The sequence below is a fragment of the Acidithiobacillus ferriphilus genome (assembly GCF_028215975.1).
Classification (GTDB): Bacteria; Pseudomonadota; Gammaproteobacteria; order Acidithiobacillales; family Acidithiobacillaceae; genus Acidithiobacillus; species Acidithiobacillus ferriphilus.
Genome location: NZ_CP116458.1, coordinates 1,201,986 through 1,222,890 on the forward strand (window position 1 = coordinate 1,201,986; position 20,905 = coordinate 1,222,890).

Below are 20,905 nucleotides of genomic sequence, written 5' to 3' on the forward strand. Positions count from 1 at the left end.
AACTCCCAAAGGAAAGACCGCCACGCAGTCTATATTCAGGGATCCCGCAAACTGCCGGAAGGAGCGGGACGGATAACTGAACCATGTTTCAACATCTCCAGGCGATCGCCCAAGTGTTGTTCGAGAGATACCCAAAAGCTCTGTTGCCGGAGCGGATGAAAATATCCCGGCCACGGGCTGTATAAGGCCATGAGCATTTGCGGAGCTCCGGTAGTGCTCAGGATAGGATGTATTGCCATGGAACGTAGGCCGATGGCTTGGGCTTTGGCCCACGCCTCTGGCGCCAACTCCTTCTGAATGCTATTGATATGAATTGGTTTTTCGTCAAGCCAAGCCTGCAATAATAAATTCTTTGGGTTGGTAGCACACCACTCCATAATTTCTTGGGACTGACCTGCGTGCAACGTAAGGCCGAAACCCGATTCACAATGCAGACCGTACTTTTCTCCAACACTAATGATTTCGACGCCGGCGATCCCTGGGACTTTGACAATACGCTGTAGTGTTTCCCGTATGATGTCCTCTCGATTAATGGTTGTGGAAATGATCTGTCTAATATGTTCAAGGATATTCGCCCGTTCATTTTCGGTCTCGGTATAGGCCATGAGTTGCCATGAGAGATCATTGCTGAGGCGCTCCATGATGATGGACTGCAACGTGGCGCTGTTGGTCAAATCGGAATAAATGGCGTCTTCCAGCACAGCGCGATAGACCTGAAAGGATTGGGCCAGGACGTCCGCAGGCAAACCAACCCAGGTGTGGTGCAAGCCGGCCTCTCTCGCCATGGACATATGCTGTTCCTGGCTGAGGCCCGGTGAAAGAATCCGCGTCAGGTAACGCACCTGACAGGCCTTGAGATGGGTCATTTCGGCATCGGAAAGGAAATTCAGGATCTGCGCCGAAGCCTCGGCACGCATCAGGGTATCGTAAAAGTTCGCGACCACCGCCTCGCTGTAGAAACCCAGCAGGTCCTGCACGGCGTTGAGCCAGACATCAACATGATCGTAAGGGTCCATCATCTTGAGTCGCCTGCGGGTGCTTCCAACCGGTTTCCCCGCCTTTCGGCCAGCACCAGCAGCGACGTGCCGGATACTCCGATATCTCCCTCAGTCACCATGAACTGAACTCCTTGCGCGCCACCCCTAGTATCGTATTGTAGTCGTCAAGTAACCCAGCGTCGCGCATCTTTGAGAAGCAGCAGTAATTGCTGGTCTTGCAGCAGTGATGGGACGAACCCGAAACGCAGATAGAAACCAGACGCTTCCTCGTCAATGGGGTGGGTCAAAATCGCCCGGATACCCGCCTGCTCGGCGATCAGCAATGTGCGCCGAATGGCGTCCTGCAGCAGACCAAAACCGATGCCTCGCCCTTGCTCCTGTTGTGATACGGCCAGCCTCGCCAAAATGACCACAGGCAACGGATAGCGCCCCATGCCTTGACGAATACGCACTGGCGCATCCAACGTGTCCACTTGGCCAACCGTGAGACTGAAGTAGCCCACCACCAAACCATCATCCGCAACGAAGAATGTCTTGGCCGAACCGCTCCCCGCAGCCATGTGCGCGTGGTGAATCAACCAGTTGTTGAGGGCCAGTTTGCCGCAATCGAAATCATCGAGCTTGTGCTGAGGCCCCAGCGGGACGGGCGCATTATACATCCCACGGCGCCTTGCGGGAGAACAGATCCCGTAGGCCCTCGTTGACCTGTTCCGGCTGTTCCAATAAATCCAGCAGGTTCTGATATTGTCGGCCAGTCACCATGAACAACCGCTGGTCGAGCAAGGTCTGCTCAGCGGAAAGGCAGGCGCTGTCTAAGACGAAATCGGTCAGAGATTTGTGCGCCACATCTGCAGCGCGACGCAACATGGCCTCTTGTTCCGGCGTGGCGCGCAGCCCCAGACGGGCGGAACGATGAGCAGAAGAAACCACCTTCGTCGTCATGGAAGCATCCCCAGCATGAAAAATGAGCAGTAACAACGTTAGTACAAATGACGAGCGCCGTCTAGGCGGGTTTCGAGGGCCGATTCAGCTTCAGGCCCCTTCCCTTTGGTGACGCACGGCCAAAATCGTGACCATCTCGCCAATCACACGGTAGAAGGATTACGCTCGCTCCTGCTCGCGGGGCTCGGTTCAGGTTGCGCAGAACGGTGAGTTTCGAGAAAGCTGGACTACTGCTCGCCCAAACGAGTAGGATTTAATCCCATTATAATGAAATGGAGTCAGTCATGCGAACCACTCAGCAAATGAGCATTACCCTGCCCAACGACATGGCAGACGTGGTGAAGAACAAGGTACGCTCTGGCGAGTACGCCAGTGAGAGTGAAGTGATCCGGGACGGACTGCGGGCGCTGATGGCGCGGGATCGCGCAGTGGAAAACTGGCTATACAACCAAGCCGGTCCCGCTTATGACGCCTTAAAGGCTGATCCATCCCGCGCCGTCAGCGTTGACCAGGTGCGTGCCCGCTTGGCCGCCGAACACGCCAAGACGCGATGAGCTATCGCGTCGTATTCAGCCCGGAAGCCCAAGAGCAACTTGCCGAGCTTTACCGCTATATCGCCGAGGCGGCATCGCCCGATATTGCTGCGCAATACACCGAAGCCATCGTGAGCTACTGCGACAGTCTGCGCACGTTTCCCCTTCGCGGCACCAGACGCGATGACGTGAGGCCCGGCTTGCGAAGGCTTCTTTGGGAGGCTTAAGACGGGATGGTTCTACCGCAGGGACTGGCGAAACACCAGCATAGAGCAGTTCATTCCGATGCTCGATGCCTACGTCTAATCCTGCAACATTATGGTAATTGATGCTACATGACCACCTTGAGAAGACCGCCTCAGAGAGCGGAAATCGGGTTGTCAAGGGGCGTTGTGATGTACGGCAATTTGCCGCATAATCGTGGTCAGGAGGGTAACCCCATGCCACAACCGTTTTCCACCGCCCGTCTCGAAGCCCGGATCAGCACCGATCTGCATTCGATGCTCAAGCGCGCCGCCGAGCTTCAGGGGCGCACCATGACCGATTTCGTGGTGGCCGCCGTTCAAGACGCCGCGCAACGCGCTATCGAACAAGCCGAAATCATTCGTCTGACGTTGGTCGATCAGGAGTGCTTTGCGCAGGCTCTGCTGTCGCCGCCGCAACCGACACCGGCTTTAAAACGCGCTTTCACTCGTCACAGCAAGCTGCTGCGCGCTGAATGAGCCGTGCGCCGTTTCTGGTTGCACCGCTCGATGCCGCGCATGATCGTACCGCATTCAACAGCGGTTCGGAGCCGCTGGATCGCTACTTGCGAGAGGTGGTTACTCAAGATATTCGCCGTCGCGTGACGGCCTGTTTCATGGCGCTGGCTGGCGGGCAGCGCATCGCAGGCTACTACACCTTAGCGTCAGCGAGCCTACTCTTGGCCGACCTGCCGGCCACGACGGCCAAAAAGTTGCCGCGATATCCGACCGTGCCAGTGATACGAATGGGCCGCCTGGCCGTCGATCAGGCATTCAAGGGACAAGGGCTCGGCGGGGCGTTGCTAGCCGATGCTCTTGATCGAGCCACCCGTTCCGAGATTGCCGCCTACGCCTTAATGGTCGATGCCAAGGATGAAGTGGTGGCGGCAGCTTTCTATCGGCATCATGGGTTCGTTGCGCTATCTGGCTTGCCGCTGACGCTGTTCCTTCCGCTGGCAACGGTGAATCGTGTCCCGAAAAACGGACATCAATCGCTTTAGCCCGATTTAGAAGTTTTTTGTAGCGGCGGCCAAGCGCATGGGCATCCCGCAGCCGAAGCTGTCAGGGATGATGCATGGCAACTTCACCAACCTGTCCGAATGCAAGCTGATGGATTGCCTGAATCGCCTCGGCTACGACATCGAGATCAAGGTGCGACCGGCGGCCGCGCCAGTCGGGCACCTGGCGCTCGCAAGCTGAGTACGGTCAAAGAAACGTGTCCGATGGTCACATCTTCACCGGACAGGTCGCCAAAGAAGATCGCCATGCTAACCGTCCCATCATCATTAACTAACCATGTTGAAATAGGATTTCCGACAAGTCCATATCAATGCCCGCCCTGTCCGGGCGCAGCCGCATTGCTTGAAAATACTGGGTAGTCTTCATCCTAACATCTTCGCAGGTCCTCGGCCCGTAAGTGAGTATGGTGTTTGCCATGTAGCACCAGCAGCGACGTGCCGGATACTCCGATATCTCTCCCGGTTACCATGAACTGAACTCCTTGCGCGCCACCTCTGGTATCGTATTGTAGTGGAAAACAGCGCCATTGTCGGAATTCATCCTAAAGGCCGTTCATCGTCAACCTACGGAAAAACCTGGTATGCTTATTGTGATTGAAGGTGTTGTGCTTTCAAGCGGAGATATGCCACATTTTGGAAGAAAGCATATCCCGACCGGCGTTATTCTGTGGAGAACGGGAGAAACGTCATGGGCCAGATAGACAAAATTCTTGAACGCGACTGGGACGTTGCAAATCAGCGCGGGGAAGAGGCGCTTGCTACTGGATCATCTTGCTACCGGAAATGAGCGATTACCCCGGACTATCCGGCAATCAATGCAGTTTCCATCCCGCAGGGCCACCTAAAGGCAGTCCGGCACCAAAGCTCGTGGGGAATGTTCCCGACGAACCGGTATTGTTAGCCGCGCCCTGCAACATGGCGCGGCCATTGAAACTGGTGATGGTCGGCGTGAAGGCGGTTCCGTAACCCACGAAAAGTCTGCCGGTAATGGTCGTTCCGGTGCTGTCGGTGAAAGTACCGCTGGGGAACACCCCGTTGTCGAGCGCATAGAGGTAGTAGTAAGCATCGTTATCTCCACAGGTGCCCGCAGGTGGCGGCACGGTAACGGGCAGAATGACGGCACCGCTGTTAATCAGCGCGGGCGCAGAGACGATGGACCCTACTGGCAAAGCTGTGATGGGCGGGTTGACACCCGTGCTTGGCGTACTAAAAGTACCGCTGCTCCAATTGCCTGCACCGCCGACGTAGGCGGTCCAAACCGGTGACCAGGTGCCATTTAGCTGAGAAAAGATGGTGATACCATTGGGCCCCTGCACGCGCAGATAGTTTTTTCCTTGATAGTAGCTACCGCCAATGTATTGTACTTCGCCTGGATTGCTGCCGCTGAGGCCCCCAGACCATTCCGACGAATAATTGCCAATGGCCGCGTTATTAACAAAATCCTTGGCAAGCGTGAGGGTCGCGGTGCCGGGTGTCAGTAAGCCTGGCAACGTAGCAGAGGATATTTCGTATATGTTACCGGTATTGTCGCCCAGATAGAGATTCCCGGTGGCATCGATATAGGGGGTGGCGGTATTGTCGAAGGGAAGGGCATCTTGAAAGCTTTGTCCGGTGCCTACATTGACACCAATCAGGTAACTGGTGCTGCTGGTGGCGCTGATTGCCTGGTTTACGGCCCATAGCGCCCAGGTCTGACCAAAGGTTGTGGTTCCTGGCGTCTGATATTGGTAAAAGACCGGATCGCCAGGCTGCGGTTGGCTATAATTGTTGCCCAGATCGTCCTCCCATATCGTGTTCTGCAGATTGGGAGCGGTTGTCCCTGTCAACTGAAGGTCGTAGAGAATGCTACCGTTACTGGCACTACCCGCGACATAGGTATGCCAAGTATGCGGTTGGGTCGGCGCGACCGTGGCGTCTGTGGTCTGGAATCCACCCTGCATGCTGACGCCCTGCCAGAACGTGTTGTAATTCTGAAGTTGGGGAAGCAGTCCTTGAGGCATCCAACCCCAGAGGAGGGTGGGGCCGCCGGTATTGTTATAGCCCATGGCGTACAGAAAACCATCATTATCGCTGAAGAGGACCGCATTCTGGCGGTTGGCATGGTTGCTGGCGAAGGTCAGGTAACTGTTGGTGGTCCCCCCGCCCGCACCGAGCAGTTGCCCATTGTTAGGAGCGGTGAGCACCTGCGGCGGGGTGGAGGTGGGCAGGCCCATATACCAGCCACTTTCACGCCCACCGAGATAGGTGCCGTTGCTGTAAGACGGGTCGATGGTGTAGCTGGCAATGGTGCTGGCTGTCAGGTTCGTGGGCAGCGTGCCAAAGGCGCCGGGCGTGTTCGTGGCGACACTGGTCAGCAGGCCACTAGGCCCTGAGCCGTTGATGCCATTTATAGTGCTACCGGGCGTTGTGGTATAGAGGGCGCTGGAGCGATTGCCGGTGCTCATGTAGGTGTTGGCGTCCCAGGATGCGCTGGAGCTTGGCGTACCATTGCTTTGTAGCGCATAGGCGTAGAGGTCGCCCTGTCCGGTGATCGGGTTGACATTCTTGAGCAAAAACTCCAAAGACCCCGTGGTTGTGGACGGTGGTGCGCCGTAAGACGCGGAAACGCTTTTGCCGAGAATATTGGCGACGATGCTGTTCATGGCGGATTGCACGGCCGAGGCGGAGGTTGCGGCATAGAAGCTGTTGGTGCCACCCGCCTGAGCCATGGCGGTGAGCACGGCCTGACCCTGCAGGGCTACGGCCTGATCGGCGGCGGTTGCACCCGGCACATTGGGATTGACGGCGGAACCCACGCCTAATACATAGGTCTTAATGCCCTTTTGCGCGAGCTTCTGGATTTCATTAATGGCTTCTACCACTGCATTGTTGTTGGTTGAACTCCAGGTGCTGGCGGTGATGGAAGTAACGCCGAATAGTTGCGCCGAGGCGCTGCCCAAGGGCGGATATACATACCCGTTATTCATGCCTTGGGTGGGTTGCCCGTCGGTGATAAAGATGACATATTTCTTGCCGCAGGTCGTTGGTGGCGGGTTGGATAACTTTCCCTCGTAATAGCTCAGTGCGGTGCTGAAGGCACCCGCCGTGGGGGAATAGCCAGCAGAGGCGGTTATCGGGCCTTCTTTTGCATAATTAATGGATTCGTCAGTTCGGAAAACTTCCGGGAGAATGGCGTTGGCGATATTGGTCGCATTGGTGCTGTTTGTCGCAGATATGGGGCTGACGATATTGCCGTTATTATAGGATGTGCTGGCATTGAAGGCGTACCCTCTCTGAGAGAGCCATAGCTGATATGATTGGGGAATATAGCCAGCGCTGGTGGGACTCATATAGCCCGCCAGTTGGCTAGTATATGGATAATAAGTCACATAGGGAGTTGATGATCCACCAATAGCTAATTGTTCGTAATCAGGTAAGTTCATGTTGTAGAGTGTTGGATTGACACCTACGGCATTCGTAGATCCGGACCCTGATCCACCATAACCCGTCGCATACATTACGTCATTGATGATCGGGGCATCACTACTGGCGTTGACGTAGAGATACTTATCGTTATAGAGTTCTGATACAGATAGGTTATTATAACCAAGATTGTAAATGTTGGCACATGAGTTGTTAGTAAAATATCCGTTGCTAACCGATCCGTAACACGGATTATCGACTGCAATATCTCCGGACGGCGCTCCCGTGAGGTTGGTACCAAAGGAGAACCCATTATTATCGCTCATATAATATACCCAGGTATTATAGAGCGATATCCCTGCATCTGCGATGTTTTTCCCGACATAATCCATCAGGCCAAACTGCATGTTATTGTTATATTCTGGTGTGTTGATGATGGTGCCGATGGCCTGTTCCGCCACGTTGAGCATGGATTGTGAGTTGTCTATATAGGCGCTGGAGGATGCGGATGCACCCACAGAGGCGCAGGCGCTTTGGGCGGCGGCGGTAATACCGGACGTATTGCAGGGGACGGAGTAGGGTACACTGGTCCCGGACGATCCCAGTGCCGGAGGCGTGAAGCTGCTAGCTGTGTAGGCTATTGGCGAGGACGAATTGGCATCTTCCGGCACGGTGCCGGAGCCGGTCATAATGGCGCCGGAGAGTCCGGTGGGGCCTTGCAGGACACCAGCCATGCCTTGTGAGTTATCCAGCAGAATCATCACCTGCGGTTGATTGGCCGGTAGAATATTGATGCTGTTGCTGGCCTGCGCGAAGCTGCTCCAACTGCCTAAGGGCGCTGCGGCCATGGACAGGCAGATTATGCTGACAATGAATTTCTGACGCGAGTTTTTCTTCATTGCACTTTCCTCAAAATAGCCTGCACAGTGACGCCGAGGCCGCCGCCATTGGTTCTGGATGTATGCACATAAACGACGTAATAACGCATGCTCTGCACACCGGGTCCGGTGCCGGTCTGATTTTGCTCGTTGCCGCCTACCTGGGTGGCGAGGGAGCCAGCGGGATACATCACGTACTGCACATTGAAATTAAAGCTGCCATATTGTACAGGAATGGAAGCGCAGGATGTCCCGGTGCAGTTGGACCAAAAGCTTGCGGGCGGCACTGTGGGGCGGGTAAGGCCATTAGCGTTGCTTGGTAACGGGAGATACCATGTGCCCGGAGAAGTGATTTCCGGCCAGTTTGGCAGGATCTGCAAGCTGGTATTCGCAGCCGTCACGCCCTGATCCGTCGCTTCCTGCGCGGCGCTTTGCACCGCCATATTGGAAGAAATAAGCACATTATTACGGGTCAGATAGATGAGCGCGAGCACGGCGATGGTGATGACCAAAACCAGAACCAGTGTGATGACCAAGATCGCCCCACTTTCTTTGTTGGGGTCAGTCTCAGGGGTAGATAATTCATATTTCATCCGCTCGATCATGGTCCACCCCAGATATTATTGCGCACCGGCACCACGCTTTCGAAGAGATGATAGGCATAGTGACTGCAATTGCCTTGCAGGCAGCCGGGGCCATTGGTTGTGGGCACTGTATAGCTTAGATTCTGGTTGGGTAACATAATGAAGCTGGCCGGGCTGGTTTCATTAGGCATATAGCGGGTGCTACGCGCAAGCATGGCTATCCGTACGGCAAGAATTTGCTGTGTGGCCGATGCTGTGTAATTTGCGGGAAGGACCCATTGTGTTATGGCGCCATTACTGCCTAGGCCATATTCTAATTGCAAGTCTACTACACCGCGTGCTAAAGCCTGACGACCAGGCGCAATGGCAGGACTCTGGCTGTTGTATTGGGTTAAGTAAAGGGTAGGTGTCGCTGTACCGCCGCTGTCACCAATGGTAAATTGATCAATGGTGAAGTTATTGCTGCCTAGGTCGATGAAATTGGCACCAACAAAGGCTGCGGCGCTAAGGCCGGGATAAACGCTGCTAGCCAAGGTTTGGAAGCCTCCGGAAGGATCGTAGTTGGACAGTCCGGAATTGTGAACGATACCAATCCCGTTGCCATTCGTTAGCAGGTTGGTTACCTGGGCCATCAGGCAGGCTTGTCCGGGAATCTGCACAATAAAAAGATCCCCCGGATTGATGAGTGCCGTTCCCGTCAAAAACACCCGCTGCGAAGTCATGCTGGGAATGGAACTGATCTGCGCCGCCGGGGCATTGCCAAAAGAAGCCCCCCCTGCCACGGTCATCAAGGAATAGGTGTCTATTCCACTGATGTTTTTCGGATCATAGGTACCGCTACTTTGCACGGAGGCGGTAATGGCCGTGAAAGAAAATGGCGATTGGGCCTGATTCACGTTGTAAGCAGCAATCCCGTTGGGACAGTTAGAAACCTGCGGCAACCCGAATCCCGCCGACTCCACTGCCTGACGCACCAAAGCCAACGCATTGCGACCACGCTGAAACATATCCGAGGTGGTACTTTGGTTGGTGATAATCTGGCTGCTGTTCAGAAAGAACGTGAACACGGCAGTCGCCAGCAAGGTGCCGATTGCCAGGGTTACTAGCAGTTCGGTGAGGGTAAAGCCCATCTCGGAGCCGTCAGTATGACGCATGGTCAGTATCCCACGATAGTTTGCACGGAGTAGGTTTCCGGGATGCCGTTCAGCAGCCAGGAAATGGAAACAGTGGCTGCGCAGGGGCACATCCCGTTGCCTTGCTGAGAAATGACCATAATCTTGCCGCTGGCGGAGGGCAGGGCGGAAGGGAGACCCGGAGGATACAGCATGTTTTTCCAGGTGCTGATCGCTTGCGCAACCACGGTGTTGGCGCTGCCGGGAACGGTGACGGTGCCTGTGTTCGATACGGCGGCCCTATTGAATTGCAGCGCGTTGCTGCCGTTGGCGCGGATCATGCCGATAGCATTTTGGGCAATCTGATAGCCACCGGTGAGGTTGTTGCCCTCGGCGTTGATGCTGAAACCGTTCATGAGGATGGCCAGGATGCCCAACGAACCAATGGCAAAAATCGCCAGGGCGATCATCGTCTCGATGAGGGTAAAGCCTTGCTCCGGTTGCTGTGGCGAGTGCATGACGAGGTACCTCACGGGAGGTTGCATTGGGTACTGTAAGTGGAAGCCGTGGCGCAGGAGCGCACATCCCCGGCGCCCCCTACTTGAATGAGCCAGTAGCCGTACTCTGCCGGATTATTACCGCCCGCCTGAAATTCTACGTTCGCACTGGTAATCGTGCCTGTCGGATTCTGCACCATTCCGGTGGGGGTGACGCTGAATGTGCCGCTGGTCAGAACGGTGCAGGGCGTATTTTGGTACTGATTGGCATATTGCGTGGCGGTCATGCCGGGTACGTTTTGCAGTACTCCGGTGGCTGTAGGCGATATGGTCCACGCACAGGTGTTCCCACCGCCGCCCTGAACGCTCACATTCACCGGATAACCGCTGCGGATGGCGTAGCCCTTTGCCCAGTTGATGTCTTGCTGAAGTTTCCCGGCGGCGGATTGTATGCGTGCGCGCACCATCCAGATTTCAACATCGGGGATGGCAATGGCAAGGATAACGGCAAGCACGGCAATAGTGATCATCAACTCAATCAAGGTGAATCCCCGCATGGGCCTGCGACGGGGTTTCACCGACCCGGTATCGCCCGCGCCGCCCTCACCCCCCATGCGTCACCACCGCGCCCATCTTGAAGATCGGCATATACATGGCGACCACCAGGGTGCCGACGATGATGCCGAGCACCACCATGATCATCGGCTCCATGAGGGTGGAGAGGCGGTCCACCGATTCCTCCACGTCCGCTTCGTAAAAATCGGCGACCTTGCCTGACATGGTTTCGATGGCGCCGGTTTCCTCGCCGATGGCCAGCATCTGCGTGGCCATGATGGGGAAGACGCCGTCGGATTTGAGCTGGGTGGTGATGCGACCACCACCGGCGACGTCGTCACGGGCCGCCAGGACACTGCGCTCGATGATGATATTGCCGGAGACCTTGGAAAGGGTTCCCAGGGCCTCCATGATGGGTACCCCCGCCGCCTGCATGGTGGACAGGGTGCGCATAAAGCGCGCCACCGCGCCTTTAAGCAGGATGTCGCCCAGCACCGGGATTTTCAGGGAGAAACGGTCTACCACGGTCTTGAAAGACAGGTTGTGCTTGTAGGCATAGACAAAAAGCCATACCGCGGCGATGGGCACGAGCACCACAATATACCAATGACTTTTCATCCAGTTGGAGATGTTGATGACAACCTGCGTCAACAACGGCAATGTGGCGCCGAAGCTGCTGAATAACTGCGAGAATACCGGGATGACGAAAATCATCAGAATGATCACGACCACGACCATGACGGTGATGATGGCCGCCGGGTAGAACATGGCCGACTTCACCTTTTTATTCAGTGCCAGGGTCTTTTCGCGGTACTCGGCCAGACGCAACAGAATGGTGTCGAGGATGCCGCCCTGCTCACCGGCGGCGATCAGGGACACAAAGAGGCGGTCGAAGTATTTGGGAAAGTGGGCCATGGCCTGCGACAGGGAGTCGCCTTCCCGGAGATGTTGGAGAATGCCTTTGAGCAATTTTTTCATGCCCGCGCCGGAAGTGGCGGAGATGAGCAGTTCAAAGGACTGCACGATGGGCACGCCGGCGTTGATCATGGTGGAGAGCTGTCGGACCATCACCACTAACTGCGCTTCTTTGACGCCTCTTTCCCCGAACAGGGGTTGCGGCGCTTTGCGCACAACGGTGGGCATCAGTCCCGTGTGGCGCAGATTGGAGCGCACGACGTTGGCGGAGACGGCGTTCATTTCGCCCTTTTTCTTTTCTCTCCCATCGGGAGTGGTCGCCTCCCAGGTAAAGTCGTAGGTCTTTGCCGCGCGGATTGCGGACTTCTTGTCTTTACTCAGGATCGATGCCATTTTTTTGCCCCCCGTCTCGTTGGATAATTAGTATAAACCCCGAAAATTGCAAGGCGGCGAAGGTCTACGAGGGAAATCCTCAAACGAGCTGCGGCGTAGTGGCCTTGGGAGCAGAGGGATGATGCTGCGGCGGCTTCCGTCCGGTTTCATACAGCGCCTGCAACTCGCTGCGCACCACGTTGAGCTCCATGTCAATGGAAGCGATGGACGCGCCCCGTCTGTCGCGTTGCTGGAGTAGGGCGTGGCGATGGTTCTGGAGTTGACTAATGCGGGTTTGGCGGTCGCTTTCGTTCATGCTGCTGCTCCTGTGGTTTTTTATCGGGCACGTCTGTCTCTATCCTTGGGATAAGCATCCTTTTCGAGGTTCATCCTTCTACTGAAATAGCCGCGTTTGCGCATGAATATTCCGAACTTGTTCAGCATGCCTGCCGCCATCAGGGTTTCCAGGGGCACGAGAAAAATTCCGTCCTGAAATCCCGCACCCCCTACGTCGAGGAACCAGCCATTTTGCCAGTCTGCCGTGGTGCCCGCGTCGTAAAGGTCCGGAATCAGGGTGCCGATAAAAGTCAGTGGGTAGGCCAAGGGCCAGGGGAAACGGTCCCCCAGGAGCAGGACCAGAATCGGCCAGATCACGAAGCCGCCCGTAAACAGATGCAAGCCGGTAATGCCCCAATACTGCGTAAACATGCCCGCGGTCGCGGCAAAGAGCAGGAAACCAAGAATGATTTGCTGGTCTTTGACTTGACGCCAATATTTCAGGAGAAGCCCCGTGCTGACGAGGGCGGTAAGAATGGCGGGCTCAAGCATGTCCGCGTTCCATTGAATTACTCATGACGCTGTACCGTTTGTCACTTGCATAACGCTATTAAGGATCACCAGATCAACGAGGGTGAAGCGGGATGCAGGTGATAAATTTTTCATCGGTGCTCATCTCTCTGCGTTACCATCTGTTCGTGCCAACGCGATAGCGGGTGAAGGGTATGGGTCAGACACTCGCAATGGGGTTTTTCAGTTTTTGCATAACAGAGGGCATCAGTACCTAGTGCCCTCTGTTATGCAGCGTGGCTGACGCCACGCTGGTAGTTAGTGCTCAGCTTAGCTGAAAACTACCGTACCATTTTGGTCGACCGAGACCGTAACGGAAGTGGCCCCCGTTGTGCCCGCACTTATATTTGCACCTGTCAAGGCGCCAGAGATTTTCTGTTGCAAGCCCTTGCTGCAGCTTGTGTAATCTGCCGTAAAGTTCACATAGGAGGTAATTGGAGTAACCGTGACGATGTTATTACTGGGGGTAGGTGTAGCTTTAGAGAAATCAACGCAACCTTCGATACCTGTGGCGGTACCCGTTGTTGAATTCACGGGCAGGGTGATGCTGGTGGTTTGCCCGGCGGCGGCGGCGGCTTCGGCGGCAGTGGCCTGGGTTACCAGTTGATGGAAATCCTGGGTCACGGTAGTGGCCTTAGATGTTTCGATATACTGCTCATACTGCGGAATGGCGATAGCCGCCAAAATACCGATAATCGCGATGACGATCATCAGCTCGATAAGGGTGAAACCGGCTTCGGCGCTGGCCTGCGCCTTTTCTACAAATTTGCTCATGAGTAAATCTCCCTGGTGGAGTGAATAGCCACCCAGGCAACGTGCGTGGGCTGCCATCTTTTTTGCATAATTCATGCCAATATGCGCCGGTATGACGTGTTGCAGTTTGTAACCTCCCTGAAATAATGGGTGATTATATTTCCCATGCACGTCATAGGGCATAATTGATGGAGGAATCTGGAGTCGAAAACATACATCCCCCAAGAAACTCACGGAATTTCCACGTTTAAACGTGGAAATTATCTCCGTTGCTTGAAGTCTCTTCCACGCGATTGTGTGGAAGTGCAGTAAAGCATCAATATTTTCATCTGTGTGCGTGGAAATGCTAGACTTATTTCCATGGAAGCCGGTAGAAACTCAGAAAAAAAGGAGATGCTAATGGATACGTCCAGGGATTCATCCACTTACATCAGCACCCAAACCGCGGCTCTATTGGCGGGTAAATCCGTGCGAACGATCAACAACTGGCTGGAGTCCGAGTCGATAAACGGCAAGCGAGTCCATGCCGAGCGCGGCCCCGGTGGACTGATGTGGAAAATAGACCTGGCCAGCATGGCCGCTTACATACCCATGGATATGGCGGACGCCTGCGTTCAGGAGATCGCGCGGGCGGAGGCGGGGGATGCCGACGCTATGAACAATGTCGGCACCTATTTTTATGCGGCTAATGCCTGCAAAATCGCCGCTGTTTGGTTTGAGGCCGCGGCGAAAAAGGGACATGCGGACGCCATGGAGTGGCTCTCAATCTGCCACCTCAACGGGATTGGCGTCGAGAAAAACCATGCGCTCGGTATCCAGTGGCTTGGGAAGGCGGCGGCCCTTGGCCATAGCGTCGCCAAGGCGAAACTGCGGGCCTTGGGGTTTGAGTTATGAGGTTTCGATGTAGAGTGCGCCGTCTTCCACGCTCACCGGGAAGGTTTTGAGCGCCTTTCTGGGACATATAAAATTAAGCAACTGAATACCTGGGGGGAAGCTGGCCCAGTCCACGACCTCGCCGGTGCGGATATCAAAACGCGCGTGGTGCCGATGGCATTGGATGAGTTGGTCATCAATGACTTTGCCGTCCGTTAATGACGCCTTCAGGTGAGTGCATCTGGCCTGTGTGGCATAATAACCGTCGTTCAATGCATAGACGGCAAGATCCATACCCGCAACCTTGCAGGCCTTGACCTGGCCTCTGGGGAAATCGTCTTGCGCCCCAATTTTGCTTTTAGCCATGATGAACATGCTCCTGTGTCTGAAAACCGTTGTAAATTTACTGGTTTGTGCGTTTCGATTCAACCGCCCGCCAATAATGCTCCTCCGGCTGTAACCGCTGAAGCTGCTCACGCAGCACCGCACCGCCGACCGAATTGATCCGTCCCTGGTCTCGACGAATGAGATCTATCAGCGGTATGGATGAAAAATATTGGATGATCATTTCCGGATCGTTGCCTGTCGTCTGCAGAGACCGTATCCATTCCGCATAGGGAGCCAGTCGCTCTGGATCAAGATGCGTGTCTGCGATAATCAATACGTCTGCTTCCATCATCGCCTGGCGAATGGCTTCTTCCCAGAGCGATTGCACACGATCTTCCTGCGCTTTGTCCCAGGTCTTCCAGGAAAACGGCTGTCCAGATGCCTCATAATACAAGGCCGCCCGGATGGCGTCCCGTTCGATGACGTGAATATTTAGGCTGGAGTATTGGCTTTGCATGGCGCGCGCCCAGGTGCTTTTGCCACTGGCGGACGTGCCGACGGTGAAGATGATCAATGGTGAAGGTTTTTCTTCCAATAGCATGTTTACCTGGCGTGCATCGTTTGTGAATATGGCGGCACGGTCCGCCTGATCGCGATTTAGAATATGGTACTGCTTTTGCGGGCAGCCATAAGGCAAGGATGGTGCCGCTTGCCCCATGTCGGCGGCGGATATGAATTGACAGAATCCAGCGTTTGTAAAGTTGTGATACACCGGGCCGAGAAAATCGGCTATTTAAGGTGCCGGTGCGCATGATAGCCGATGACCGGCAAGGACGCCATGTTTATGAGCGACCTCAAAGCAGTGGGCTATCAGAACCATAGGCTGGCAATTGGATTATTTTAGATTTATTTTGTTGCTTTTGCTGAACTGGGAATAAGGTTAACCCATCATTTTCCCTTTGTTGGCATCGAGAAACGCGGCGGTGACTTTCGATTCGCCCGCTTCCTTGGCGGCCTTCTCGATTTTGGCCTTGGCCATGTTGCGCACGAAAGAGGGCATCTTCTCCAGACGTTGCAGTGCGTCCTCGTCCCAGGGCAGTGTCTGTTCGCTCATTTGTTGACTCCTTAACATCGGGTGGGGGATTGCGGCGCTGTAGCTAAAGAGAAAATTTTATGGGCTTGCTAACAAGGTGTCAAGCCGATGTGGCTTAGCCCATTGAATTGATCTACTATTTCAGGCAAGCGCGGCATTAATGCTGCACGCTTGCCTGAAATTGCTTGGGTATAATCGTAGTGCTTTTTCTTTGCTGCTGGATTGTCCTAGATGGGCGGAAGATCGCGATTTTTTACAGGGATCACTTAAAACTATGGACACCACCAGCACGCTCCCTAATTTTCTCGGTCTGCATGATTCGGACTTTCAATTCATCAAACGCTACCGGGTTCTCCTTGAGGCGGAAACCGGGGCACTCGCACACGATTTCTACGAGTATCTGCTCTCACACCCGGTCACCGCCGCCGTCTTCCGGGATTTCTCCCGCGCGCGTCTGGACGCCCTGATGCAGAAACAGGCGGAACACATCAGCGGACTTTTGGCCAGTCACCTGAACAAATCCTGGCGGGAATCCATGCGCAAAATCGGGGCTCTGCACCACCGTCTGGGCATCAAGCCCTCCTGGCTCGCCGGCGCCTATATCCTCTACTGGCGCCATTGTGGCAGAAGGTGCTCCAGGACCAGGTTCCGGAGGCCGACCGGAATGCGCTGCGGGACGCCTTGTTCCGTCTGCTGATTGGCGACCTCATGGTCCAACTCGACGGCTATGCCCGCGCATCCCGCGAGACCGATGCCGATCGGTTGGCCCTCTTCGATGTTTTATTGGGGGTGCTTGCCGTTCCCCAAGGGGCGGAGTCCCAACGCCCGGAGGCGTTGTTGCTCCAGCAGATCTGCGAAGCCCTGCCGCGCAAGAGCGCCAGCGTACGCCTGGCTGGTTATGTGGTGAGTGGTGCCATGGGAGATGTATTAACCCTGGAGTGCATTGCCGGTCTCCCACTGCCGACTCTGCAACTACCAAAGAATACTGGAGATCCTTGCTGGGAGGCACTGGAATGCGGACAGACGGTCATCCGGTCCGTAGAAGATCCGCATGCCCCAGAGTGGATCAAGGACCTCCACAACCGGGTTAAGGAAGTCGGTATATTTCCCTTCGGTGAGGAGGATCTGCGTGGTGCGATCCTGATCGGGGCGCGCGAAAAAGGATACTTTCGTCGAGTTGGATCAGATTATTTTCATGCGTTCGCCCATCTCGGCGAGATGGTGCTCCAACTGCGCAACCAATCCCTGCGCGATCCGCTGACCGGTTTACCAAACCGCACCCTCTTCCTGGATCGTCTGGAAATCGCCCAAACCCAGGCGCTGAGGAATGAGCGACTCCTTGGCGTGGCGCTGCTCGATCTCGATGGGTTCAAGCAGGTGAACGATCGGCTCGGGCACGCGGCCGGAGACCAGTTGCTGCTGGCCGTGGTGCAAAGGCTACAAGGACATTTGCGCGCCGGGGACACCCTCGCGCGGATGGGCGGCGATGAATTCGGGCTGCTGCTGCCCGGCCTGGATAGCGTGGACAGTCTCGGAGTTATTTGTAGACGCCTACTCGCTAGCATCCGGGAAGCGCTGGATATCCATGGCGAAGCGGTCAGCATATCCGGTAGTCTAGGAATCACCCTCTATCCTCTGGACGACAGTAACGCCAGTATGCTGATACAGCACGCCGATATGGCGCTCTATGCCGCCAAGGATGCGGGCCGGGACCAATTTCATCTGCATACTTTGGCCCTGGATGAGGCCGTACAAGCAGAGACGGAGATGCGCGTCATGTTGCAGCAAGCATTGAACGACAAGCGTCTGATTCTGCACTACCAACCTATCGTATCCAGCGTCGGGGAGGTCCTGAGCGTGGAAGCCCTTATTCGCCTGCAACACCCGGAGAAAGGACTGCTCCCCCCAGCCGCCTTTTTCTCCGCCCTGGACCACCCCAGCCTCGCGCGTTCTATCGGCCGATTCGTCCTGGAAATGGCCCTGCGTCAAGAAGAAGCTTGGCGTCGGGAAGGGCTGGCGTTGCGCATATCGGTGAATATCAGCGCCCGCCACCTGCTTGATGCCCGCTTCCTGGACGATCTACGGGAAATCTTGGCCAATCACCCGGACGTACCCCAAAATCAACTAGAAATTGAGGTCACCGAGTCGGCGCCGCTGATCGATATGGCAGGCGCGCAAGTCCTCCTGGCTGCCTGTCATCGCATGGGGGTGCGCGTCGCCCTCGATGATTTTGGTACCGGCAATGCGTCTCTAACCTACCTCCAGCAACTCCAGGCCCAATCCATCAAGATCGATCGGAGTTTTGTGCGCGACATGATCAATGATCCCAAGGACCTTGCCATCGTCGCGGCGGTGATTACCGCCAGCCGCATGCTGGGTCTGGATGTGATCGCTGAAGGAGTGGAGACGGCAGAGCACGCGGCACTGCTCACCAAAATGGGGTGCAGCCATCTGCAGGGGTACTATTTTTCCAGGCCGCTCCCTCCCGAGGCCATTCATGCCTGGAGCACCCGTTTCCGCCCCATCCTTCGGGTGGGGGATGTCTCGACATTCATGGATATTCTGCCGCCGATTCTGGAGGGCCATACCCTGCGCGTCCAGATGTTTCTCCGCGCCCTGCGTCACGAAAACCCGTTCCCGGCCTATACTCTGGAAGAGGATGCAGAGGATTATTGCCATCTGGGGCGATGGCTACGGGGGGAGGGCGCACGTATCTTTGGTCAGGTACCGGATTTCGCTGACCTACTCACCCGCCATGAGCGAATGCACCAATTTGCCCGTGCCGCCAAATCTCTTCTGGATGCCGGGGATACCGAGGGGGCCATCCATCAGGGGTGTCTGCTGGATCAAGAGAGTCGTTTGCTGTTGGCGGAACTGCTGGACATGACTGGGCAAAACCGGAATAGGCATCCATGAGCCAAAATGCGCTTAGAGTACCTAGTAACACGCAGATAGGATTGACGGAATACCGATGGTAGATTGGGATAAAGTGCAGATATTGGAATGGACACCTGCCAATGGTGCAGTACCAACCATGCACCCAACGGAGAGCGTAGACCTGCGCGTCTCAGGTACCTTGACGATCGGCACCCCACCACTCGCCATTCAAGCCCAACGACTCTTCAGCCGTTGGGAGATAGTCCGCGAACCTTCCCGCATTTTGGCAAAGTGGCTCTCAGAATCTCGATTGTTGACAGTTGTCCTGGAATACCAGCCCGATCGTGACTTCGGAGTACTGATAACGGTACTGGACCCTGGTGGAACAGTGCATCTGACCATCCCACAATGGTCACGTCCCGCAACTGGCGTCATACAAAAGGATTTTTCTCTGGATCGAAAAAATCTGGTTGGCCGAGACATTCTGGTGATCGGGCGTGATGACGTTTTCCACGCCGGTTTTTTGGGTAAAGTGATTAATGTTGGCAACCAGTCAATCACTGTGAATCCAGGGCCGATATATTGGTCGCAACAACGAACTTATCATCGCTATACCGTCAATACGCCCATCAGGGTGGGTTTGCGTGATGTGCATGAAAGTCTTCCATCGATTTTTGTCCGGTTGACGGATATCAGCATGGGTGGCGCAGCCTTCATCACGGATGTCCCAGGCACAACAAAAAAGCCTGCGCAGGGTGCGGGGTTGCCGTCCTCAGGGCAGTTGTTTTGGGTGATGCTCCCGCGACCGGAACGTGATGATTCCTTGGATTTGGCGGCAACGTTTGTCAACCAACGACAAATACCGGGGAGCCCCGCCGTTTTGTGGGCCTTCGCCTGGCAACAGGTGACCGTTTTTTCGGATCTGGAAGCATGGATTGCGGACATGAGTTGAGTCGTCCGCATGCCCCCTGACGGCAGTTTCCTGCCAAATGACCATTTACACAAAAATTCTTACACCCTCGTTTCCGAGGTCGGCCAGAGCGTTACATTTTTCCCAGTGGGTGCCGAGGTTGCGGATTTGTGTGGAGGTCAATGCTCTTGATCGCTGCCCCCGTTTTAGCGAAATTGGATGGGGGAGGTCATCGCGCCTCTTTGCTTCATCTCAACGCCACCCAAAGTTTCCTAGGAGAACCTCATGAACAGCATGCTTCAACCCTCTGCGCCGTTGCCCGGATCATATCGGTCCTCTTACAGCCAGCTGGGCACTTTTTATGATGAAAAGTATCAATTGATGTGGTGCTTCATGCATGCTTCGCCGCGCCCCTGCTTTAGCCCGGTGTTGTTGGACGAGATCCACTATTTCCACGAAACAGTAGTTTCCCAAAACACGTTATCGGAAGGTCGTAAAATAAGTTATATTGCATGGGCCTCCGATGTTCCCGGCGTTTTTAATTTGGGGGGAGACTTGAATTTATTCAGAACGCTCATTCAATCAAAAGACCGAAATGGGCTCCTGCGCTATACCACTTCCTGCATAAAGGTTTTGCATGCCAATATTTCCCATCTCGATCAGGATATAACCACCATCTCCCTGGTCCAGGGGGACGCGTTGGGAGGCGGGTTCGAGGGTGCGCTATCTAGCAATGTACTGATAGCGGAACGCAGCGCCAAAATGGGCCTGCCTGAGATCCTTTTCAATCTATTCCCCGGTATGGGGGCATATAGTCTTCTGTCCCGCAAGGTCGGCATTGCCAATGCCGAGCGCATGATTCTGAGCGGAAAAATTTATACCGCCGATGAGCTGTATGATATGGGGGTGGTCGATATCCTCGCTGAGGATAAGCATGGGGAACGCGCAGTGTATGACTATATTCAGAAAGAAGACCGGGCCAAAAACGGGTATCGGGCCTTGCGCAAAGTAAAGGACCTGTGTAGTCCGGTCACTTACGAGGAGTTGATAAAAGTCGGGGAAATTTGGGTCGATGCCGCATTGCGCCTTGAAGCGAGAGATCTGCGGATGATGGAGAGGCTTGTTGCTAGGCAGTCGGCAAGGCATCAGGGCGCGGCATAGCGGGGTTTGGAATCCT

At 55.2% G+C, this 20,905-nt stretch carries 24 protein-coding genes and 1 pseudogene; 10 read left to right on the forward strand and 15 right to left on the reverse strand.

Translation table 11 applies throughout. The features are described 5' to 3' along the window. Window positions 1–35 precede the first annotated feature (35 nt). The 3 genes from PJU76_RS05935 to PJU76_RS05945 all read right to left on the reverse strand — a co-directional run bounded on the left by PJU76_RS05935 (window position 36) and on the right by PJU76_RS05945 (window position 1,940). Complete coding sequence (locus PJU76_RS05935; protein ID WP_271780874.1) at window positions 36–1,019, reverse strand: protoglobin domain-containing protein; 984 nt, start codon at window positions 1,017–1,019, stop codon at window positions 36–38. 143 nt (window positions 1,020–1,162) lie between these two features. Beyond that, window positions 1,163–1,657: a GNAT family N-acetyltransferase gene (locus tag PJU76_RS05940; protein WP_271780875.1), complete on the reverse strand. Its 495-nt coding sequence runs from the start codon at window positions 1,655–1,657 to the stop codon at window positions 1,163–1,165. Then, window positions 1,650–1,940, reverse strand: a complete 291-nt coding sequence (locus PJU76_RS05945; RefSeq protein WP_271780876.1) for a type II toxin-antitoxin system TacA family antitoxin — start codon at window positions 1,938–1,940, stop codon at window positions 1,650–1,652. The genes PJU76_RS05940 and PJU76_RS05945 overlap by 8 nt, the downstream gene beginning before the upstream one ends. A 284-nt stretch (window positions 1,941–2,224) precedes the next feature. Here PJU76_RS05945 and PJU76_RS05950 point away from each other — a divergent pair, with 284 nt between their 5' ends. From PJU76_RS05950 to PJU76_RS05970, 5 genes and pseudogenes are all read left to right on the forward strand, one after another. Then, complete coding sequence (locus PJU76_RS05950) at window positions 2,225–2,494, forward strand: ribbon-helix-helix domain-containing protein (protein ID WP_215850516.1); 270 nt, start codon at window positions 2,225–2,227, stop codon at window positions 2,492–2,494. Then, on the forward strand, window positions 2,491–2,700 hold the full coding sequence (locus PJU76_RS05955; protein WP_271780877.1) for a type II toxin-antitoxin system RelE/ParE family toxin: 210 nt from the start codon (window positions 2,491–2,493) through the stop codon (window positions 2,698–2,700). The genes PJU76_RS05950 and PJU76_RS05955 overlap by 4 nt, the downstream gene beginning before the upstream one ends. A gap of 213 nt (window positions 2,701–2,913) precedes the next feature. Further along, entirely contained in the window at window positions 2,914–3,195 is a 282-nt protein-coding gene (locus PJU76_RS05960) for a type II toxin-antitoxin system TacA family antitoxin (RefSeq protein WP_215880197.1), read from the forward strand. After that, window positions 3,192–3,716, forward strand: a complete 525-nt coding sequence (locus PJU76_RS05965; RefSeq protein WP_271780878.1) for a GNAT family N-acetyltransferase — start codon at window positions 3,192–3,194, stop codon at window positions 3,714–3,716. The genes PJU76_RS05960 and PJU76_RS05965 overlap by 4 nt, the downstream gene beginning before the upstream one ends. 34 nt (window positions 3,717–3,750) lie before the next feature. After that, window positions 3,751–3,915 (forward strand): annotated as a pseudogene (locus tag PJU76_RS05970) (helix-turn-helix domain-containing protein); the annotation flags it as partial. A gap of 631 nt (window positions 3,916–4,546) precedes the next feature. Here PJU76_RS05970 and PJU76_RS05975 read toward each other — a convergent pair. The 9 genes from PJU76_RS05975 to PJU76_RS13620 form a co-directional block, all read right to left on the reverse strand. Continuing rightward, on the reverse strand, window positions 4,547–8,035 hold the full coding sequence (locus tag PJU76_RS05975) for a pilus assembly protein (RefSeq protein WP_271780879.1): 3,489 nt from the start codon (window positions 8,033–8,035) through the stop codon (window positions 4,547–4,549). Then, window positions 8,032–8,619 carry a hypothetical protein gene (locus tag PJU76_RS05980; RefSeq protein ID WP_271780880.1) on the reverse strand — a complete coding sequence of 196 codons (588 nt, stop codon included), beginning with the start codon at window positions 8,617–8,619 and terminating at the stop codon, window positions 8,032–8,034. The genes PJU76_RS05975 and PJU76_RS05980 overlap by 4 nt, the downstream gene beginning before the upstream one ends. Next, complete coding sequence (locus PJU76_RS05985) at window positions 8,616–9,752, reverse strand: PilW family protein (RefSeq protein WP_271780881.1); 1,137 nt, start codon at window positions 9,750–9,752, stop codon at window positions 8,616–8,618. Before PJU76_RS05985 ends, PJU76_RS05980 begins: the two co-directional genes overlap by 4 nt. A gap of 2 nt (window positions 9,753–9,754) precedes the next feature. After that, window positions 9,755–10,228: a prepilin-type N-terminal cleavage/methylation domain-containing protein gene (locus PJU76_RS05990; protein WP_271780882.1), complete on the reverse strand. Its 474-nt coding sequence runs from the start codon at window positions 10,226–10,228 to the stop codon at window positions 9,755–9,757. 11 nt (window positions 10,229–10,239) lie between these two features. Next, window positions 10,240–10,821, reverse strand: coding sequence for a GspH/FimT family pseudopilin (locus tag PJU76_RS05995; protein ID WP_271780883.1), 582 nt, complete (start codon window positions 10,819–10,821; stop codon window positions 10,240–10,242). Continuing rightward, the gene (locus PJU76_RS06000) at window positions 10,811–12,070 is read right to left on the reverse strand and encodes a type II secretion system F family protein (protein ID WP_271780884.1); all 1,260 of its coding nucleotides are present in this window, start codon (window positions 12,068–12,070) and stop codon (window positions 10,811–10,813) included. The genes PJU76_RS05995 and PJU76_RS06000 overlap by 11 nt, the downstream gene beginning before the upstream one ends. Before the next feature lie 79 nt (window positions 12,071–12,149). Beyond that, entirely contained in the window at window positions 12,150–12,365 is a 216-nt protein-coding gene (locus tag PJU76_RS06005; RefSeq protein WP_271780885.1) for a hypothetical protein, read from the reverse strand. Between the two features lie 20 nt (window positions 12,366–12,385). Further along, entirely contained in the window at window positions 12,386–12,877 is a 492-nt protein-coding gene (locus tag PJU76_RS06010; RefSeq protein ID WP_271780886.1) for a DUF1614 domain-containing protein, read from the reverse strand. Between the two features lie 288 nt (window positions 12,878–13,165). Beyond that, entirely contained in the window at window positions 13,166–13,831 is a 666-nt protein-coding gene (locus PJU76_RS13620) for a prepilin-type N-terminal cleavage/methylation domain-containing protein (protein ID WP_408629751.1), read from the reverse strand. 216 nt (window positions 13,832–14,047) lie between these two features. Between PJU76_RS13620 and PJU76_RS06020 the strand changes: the two genes are divergently transcribed. After that, window positions 14,048–14,542, forward strand: a complete 495-nt coding sequence (locus tag PJU76_RS06020) for a tetratricopeptide repeat protein (protein WP_271780887.1) — start codon at window positions 14,048–14,050, stop codon at window positions 14,540–14,542. Here the strand turns inward: PJU76_RS06020 and PJU76_RS06025 are convergent. The 3 genes from PJU76_RS06025 to PJU76_RS06035 all read right to left on the reverse strand — a co-directional run bounded on the left by PJU76_RS06025 (window position 14,537) and on the right by PJU76_RS06035 (window position 15,962). Next, on the reverse strand, window positions 14,537–14,887 hold the full coding sequence (locus PJU76_RS06025) for a Rieske (2Fe-2S) protein (RefSeq protein ID WP_271780888.1): 351 nt from the start codon (window positions 14,885–14,887) through the stop codon (window positions 14,537–14,539). The two genes, PJU76_RS06020 and PJU76_RS06025, sit on opposite strands and share 6 nt — an antisense overlap. Before the next feature lie 37 nt (window positions 14,888–14,924). Then, on the reverse strand, window positions 14,925–15,449 hold the full coding sequence (locus PJU76_RS06030) for an AAA family ATPase (RefSeq protein ID WP_271780889.1): 525 nt from the start codon (window positions 15,447–15,449) through the stop codon (window positions 14,925–14,927). 339 nt (window positions 15,450–15,788) lie between these two features. Then, the gene (locus PJU76_RS06035) at window positions 15,789–15,962 is read right to left on the reverse strand and encodes a PCP reductase family protein (protein ID WP_215849368.1); all 174 of its coding nucleotides are present in this window, start codon (window positions 15,960–15,962) and stop codon (window positions 15,789–15,791) included. Between the two features lie 253 nt (window positions 15,963–16,215). Here PJU76_RS06035 and PJU76_RS06040 point away from each other — a divergent pair, with 253 nt between their 5' ends. The 4 genes from PJU76_RS06040 (at window position 16,216) to PJU76_RS06055 (ending at window position 20,889) form a co-directional block, all read left to right on the forward strand. Then, the gene (locus tag PJU76_RS06040) at window positions 16,216–16,638 is read left to right on the forward strand and encodes a protoglobin domain-containing protein (protein ID WP_271780890.1); all 423 of its coding nucleotides are present in this window, start codon (window positions 16,216–16,218) and stop codon (window positions 16,636–16,638) included. Continuing rightward, the gene (locus PJU76_RS06045) at window positions 16,572–18,857 is read left to right on the forward strand and encodes an EAL domain-containing protein (protein WP_271780891.1); all 2,286 of its coding nucleotides are present in this window, start codon (window positions 16,572–16,574) and stop codon (window positions 18,855–18,857) included. The genes PJU76_RS06040 and PJU76_RS06045 overlap by 67 nt, the downstream gene beginning before the upstream one ends. A gap of 55 nt (window positions 18,858–18,912) precedes the next feature. Continuing rightward, window positions 18,913–19,770 carry a PilZ domain-containing protein gene (locus PJU76_RS06050; RefSeq protein WP_271780892.1) on the forward strand — a complete coding sequence of 286 codons (858 nt, stop codon included), beginning with the start codon at window positions 18,913–18,915 and terminating at the stop codon, window positions 19,768–19,770. A gap of 243 nt (window positions 19,771–20,013) precedes the next feature. Beyond that, the gene (locus tag PJU76_RS06055) at window positions 20,014–20,889 is read left to right on the forward strand and encodes a crotonase/enoyl-CoA hydratase family protein (RefSeq protein ID WP_271780893.1); all 876 of its coding nucleotides are present in this window, start codon (window positions 20,014–20,016) and stop codon (window positions 20,887–20,889) included. Window positions 20,890–20,905 lie beyond the last annotated feature (16 nt).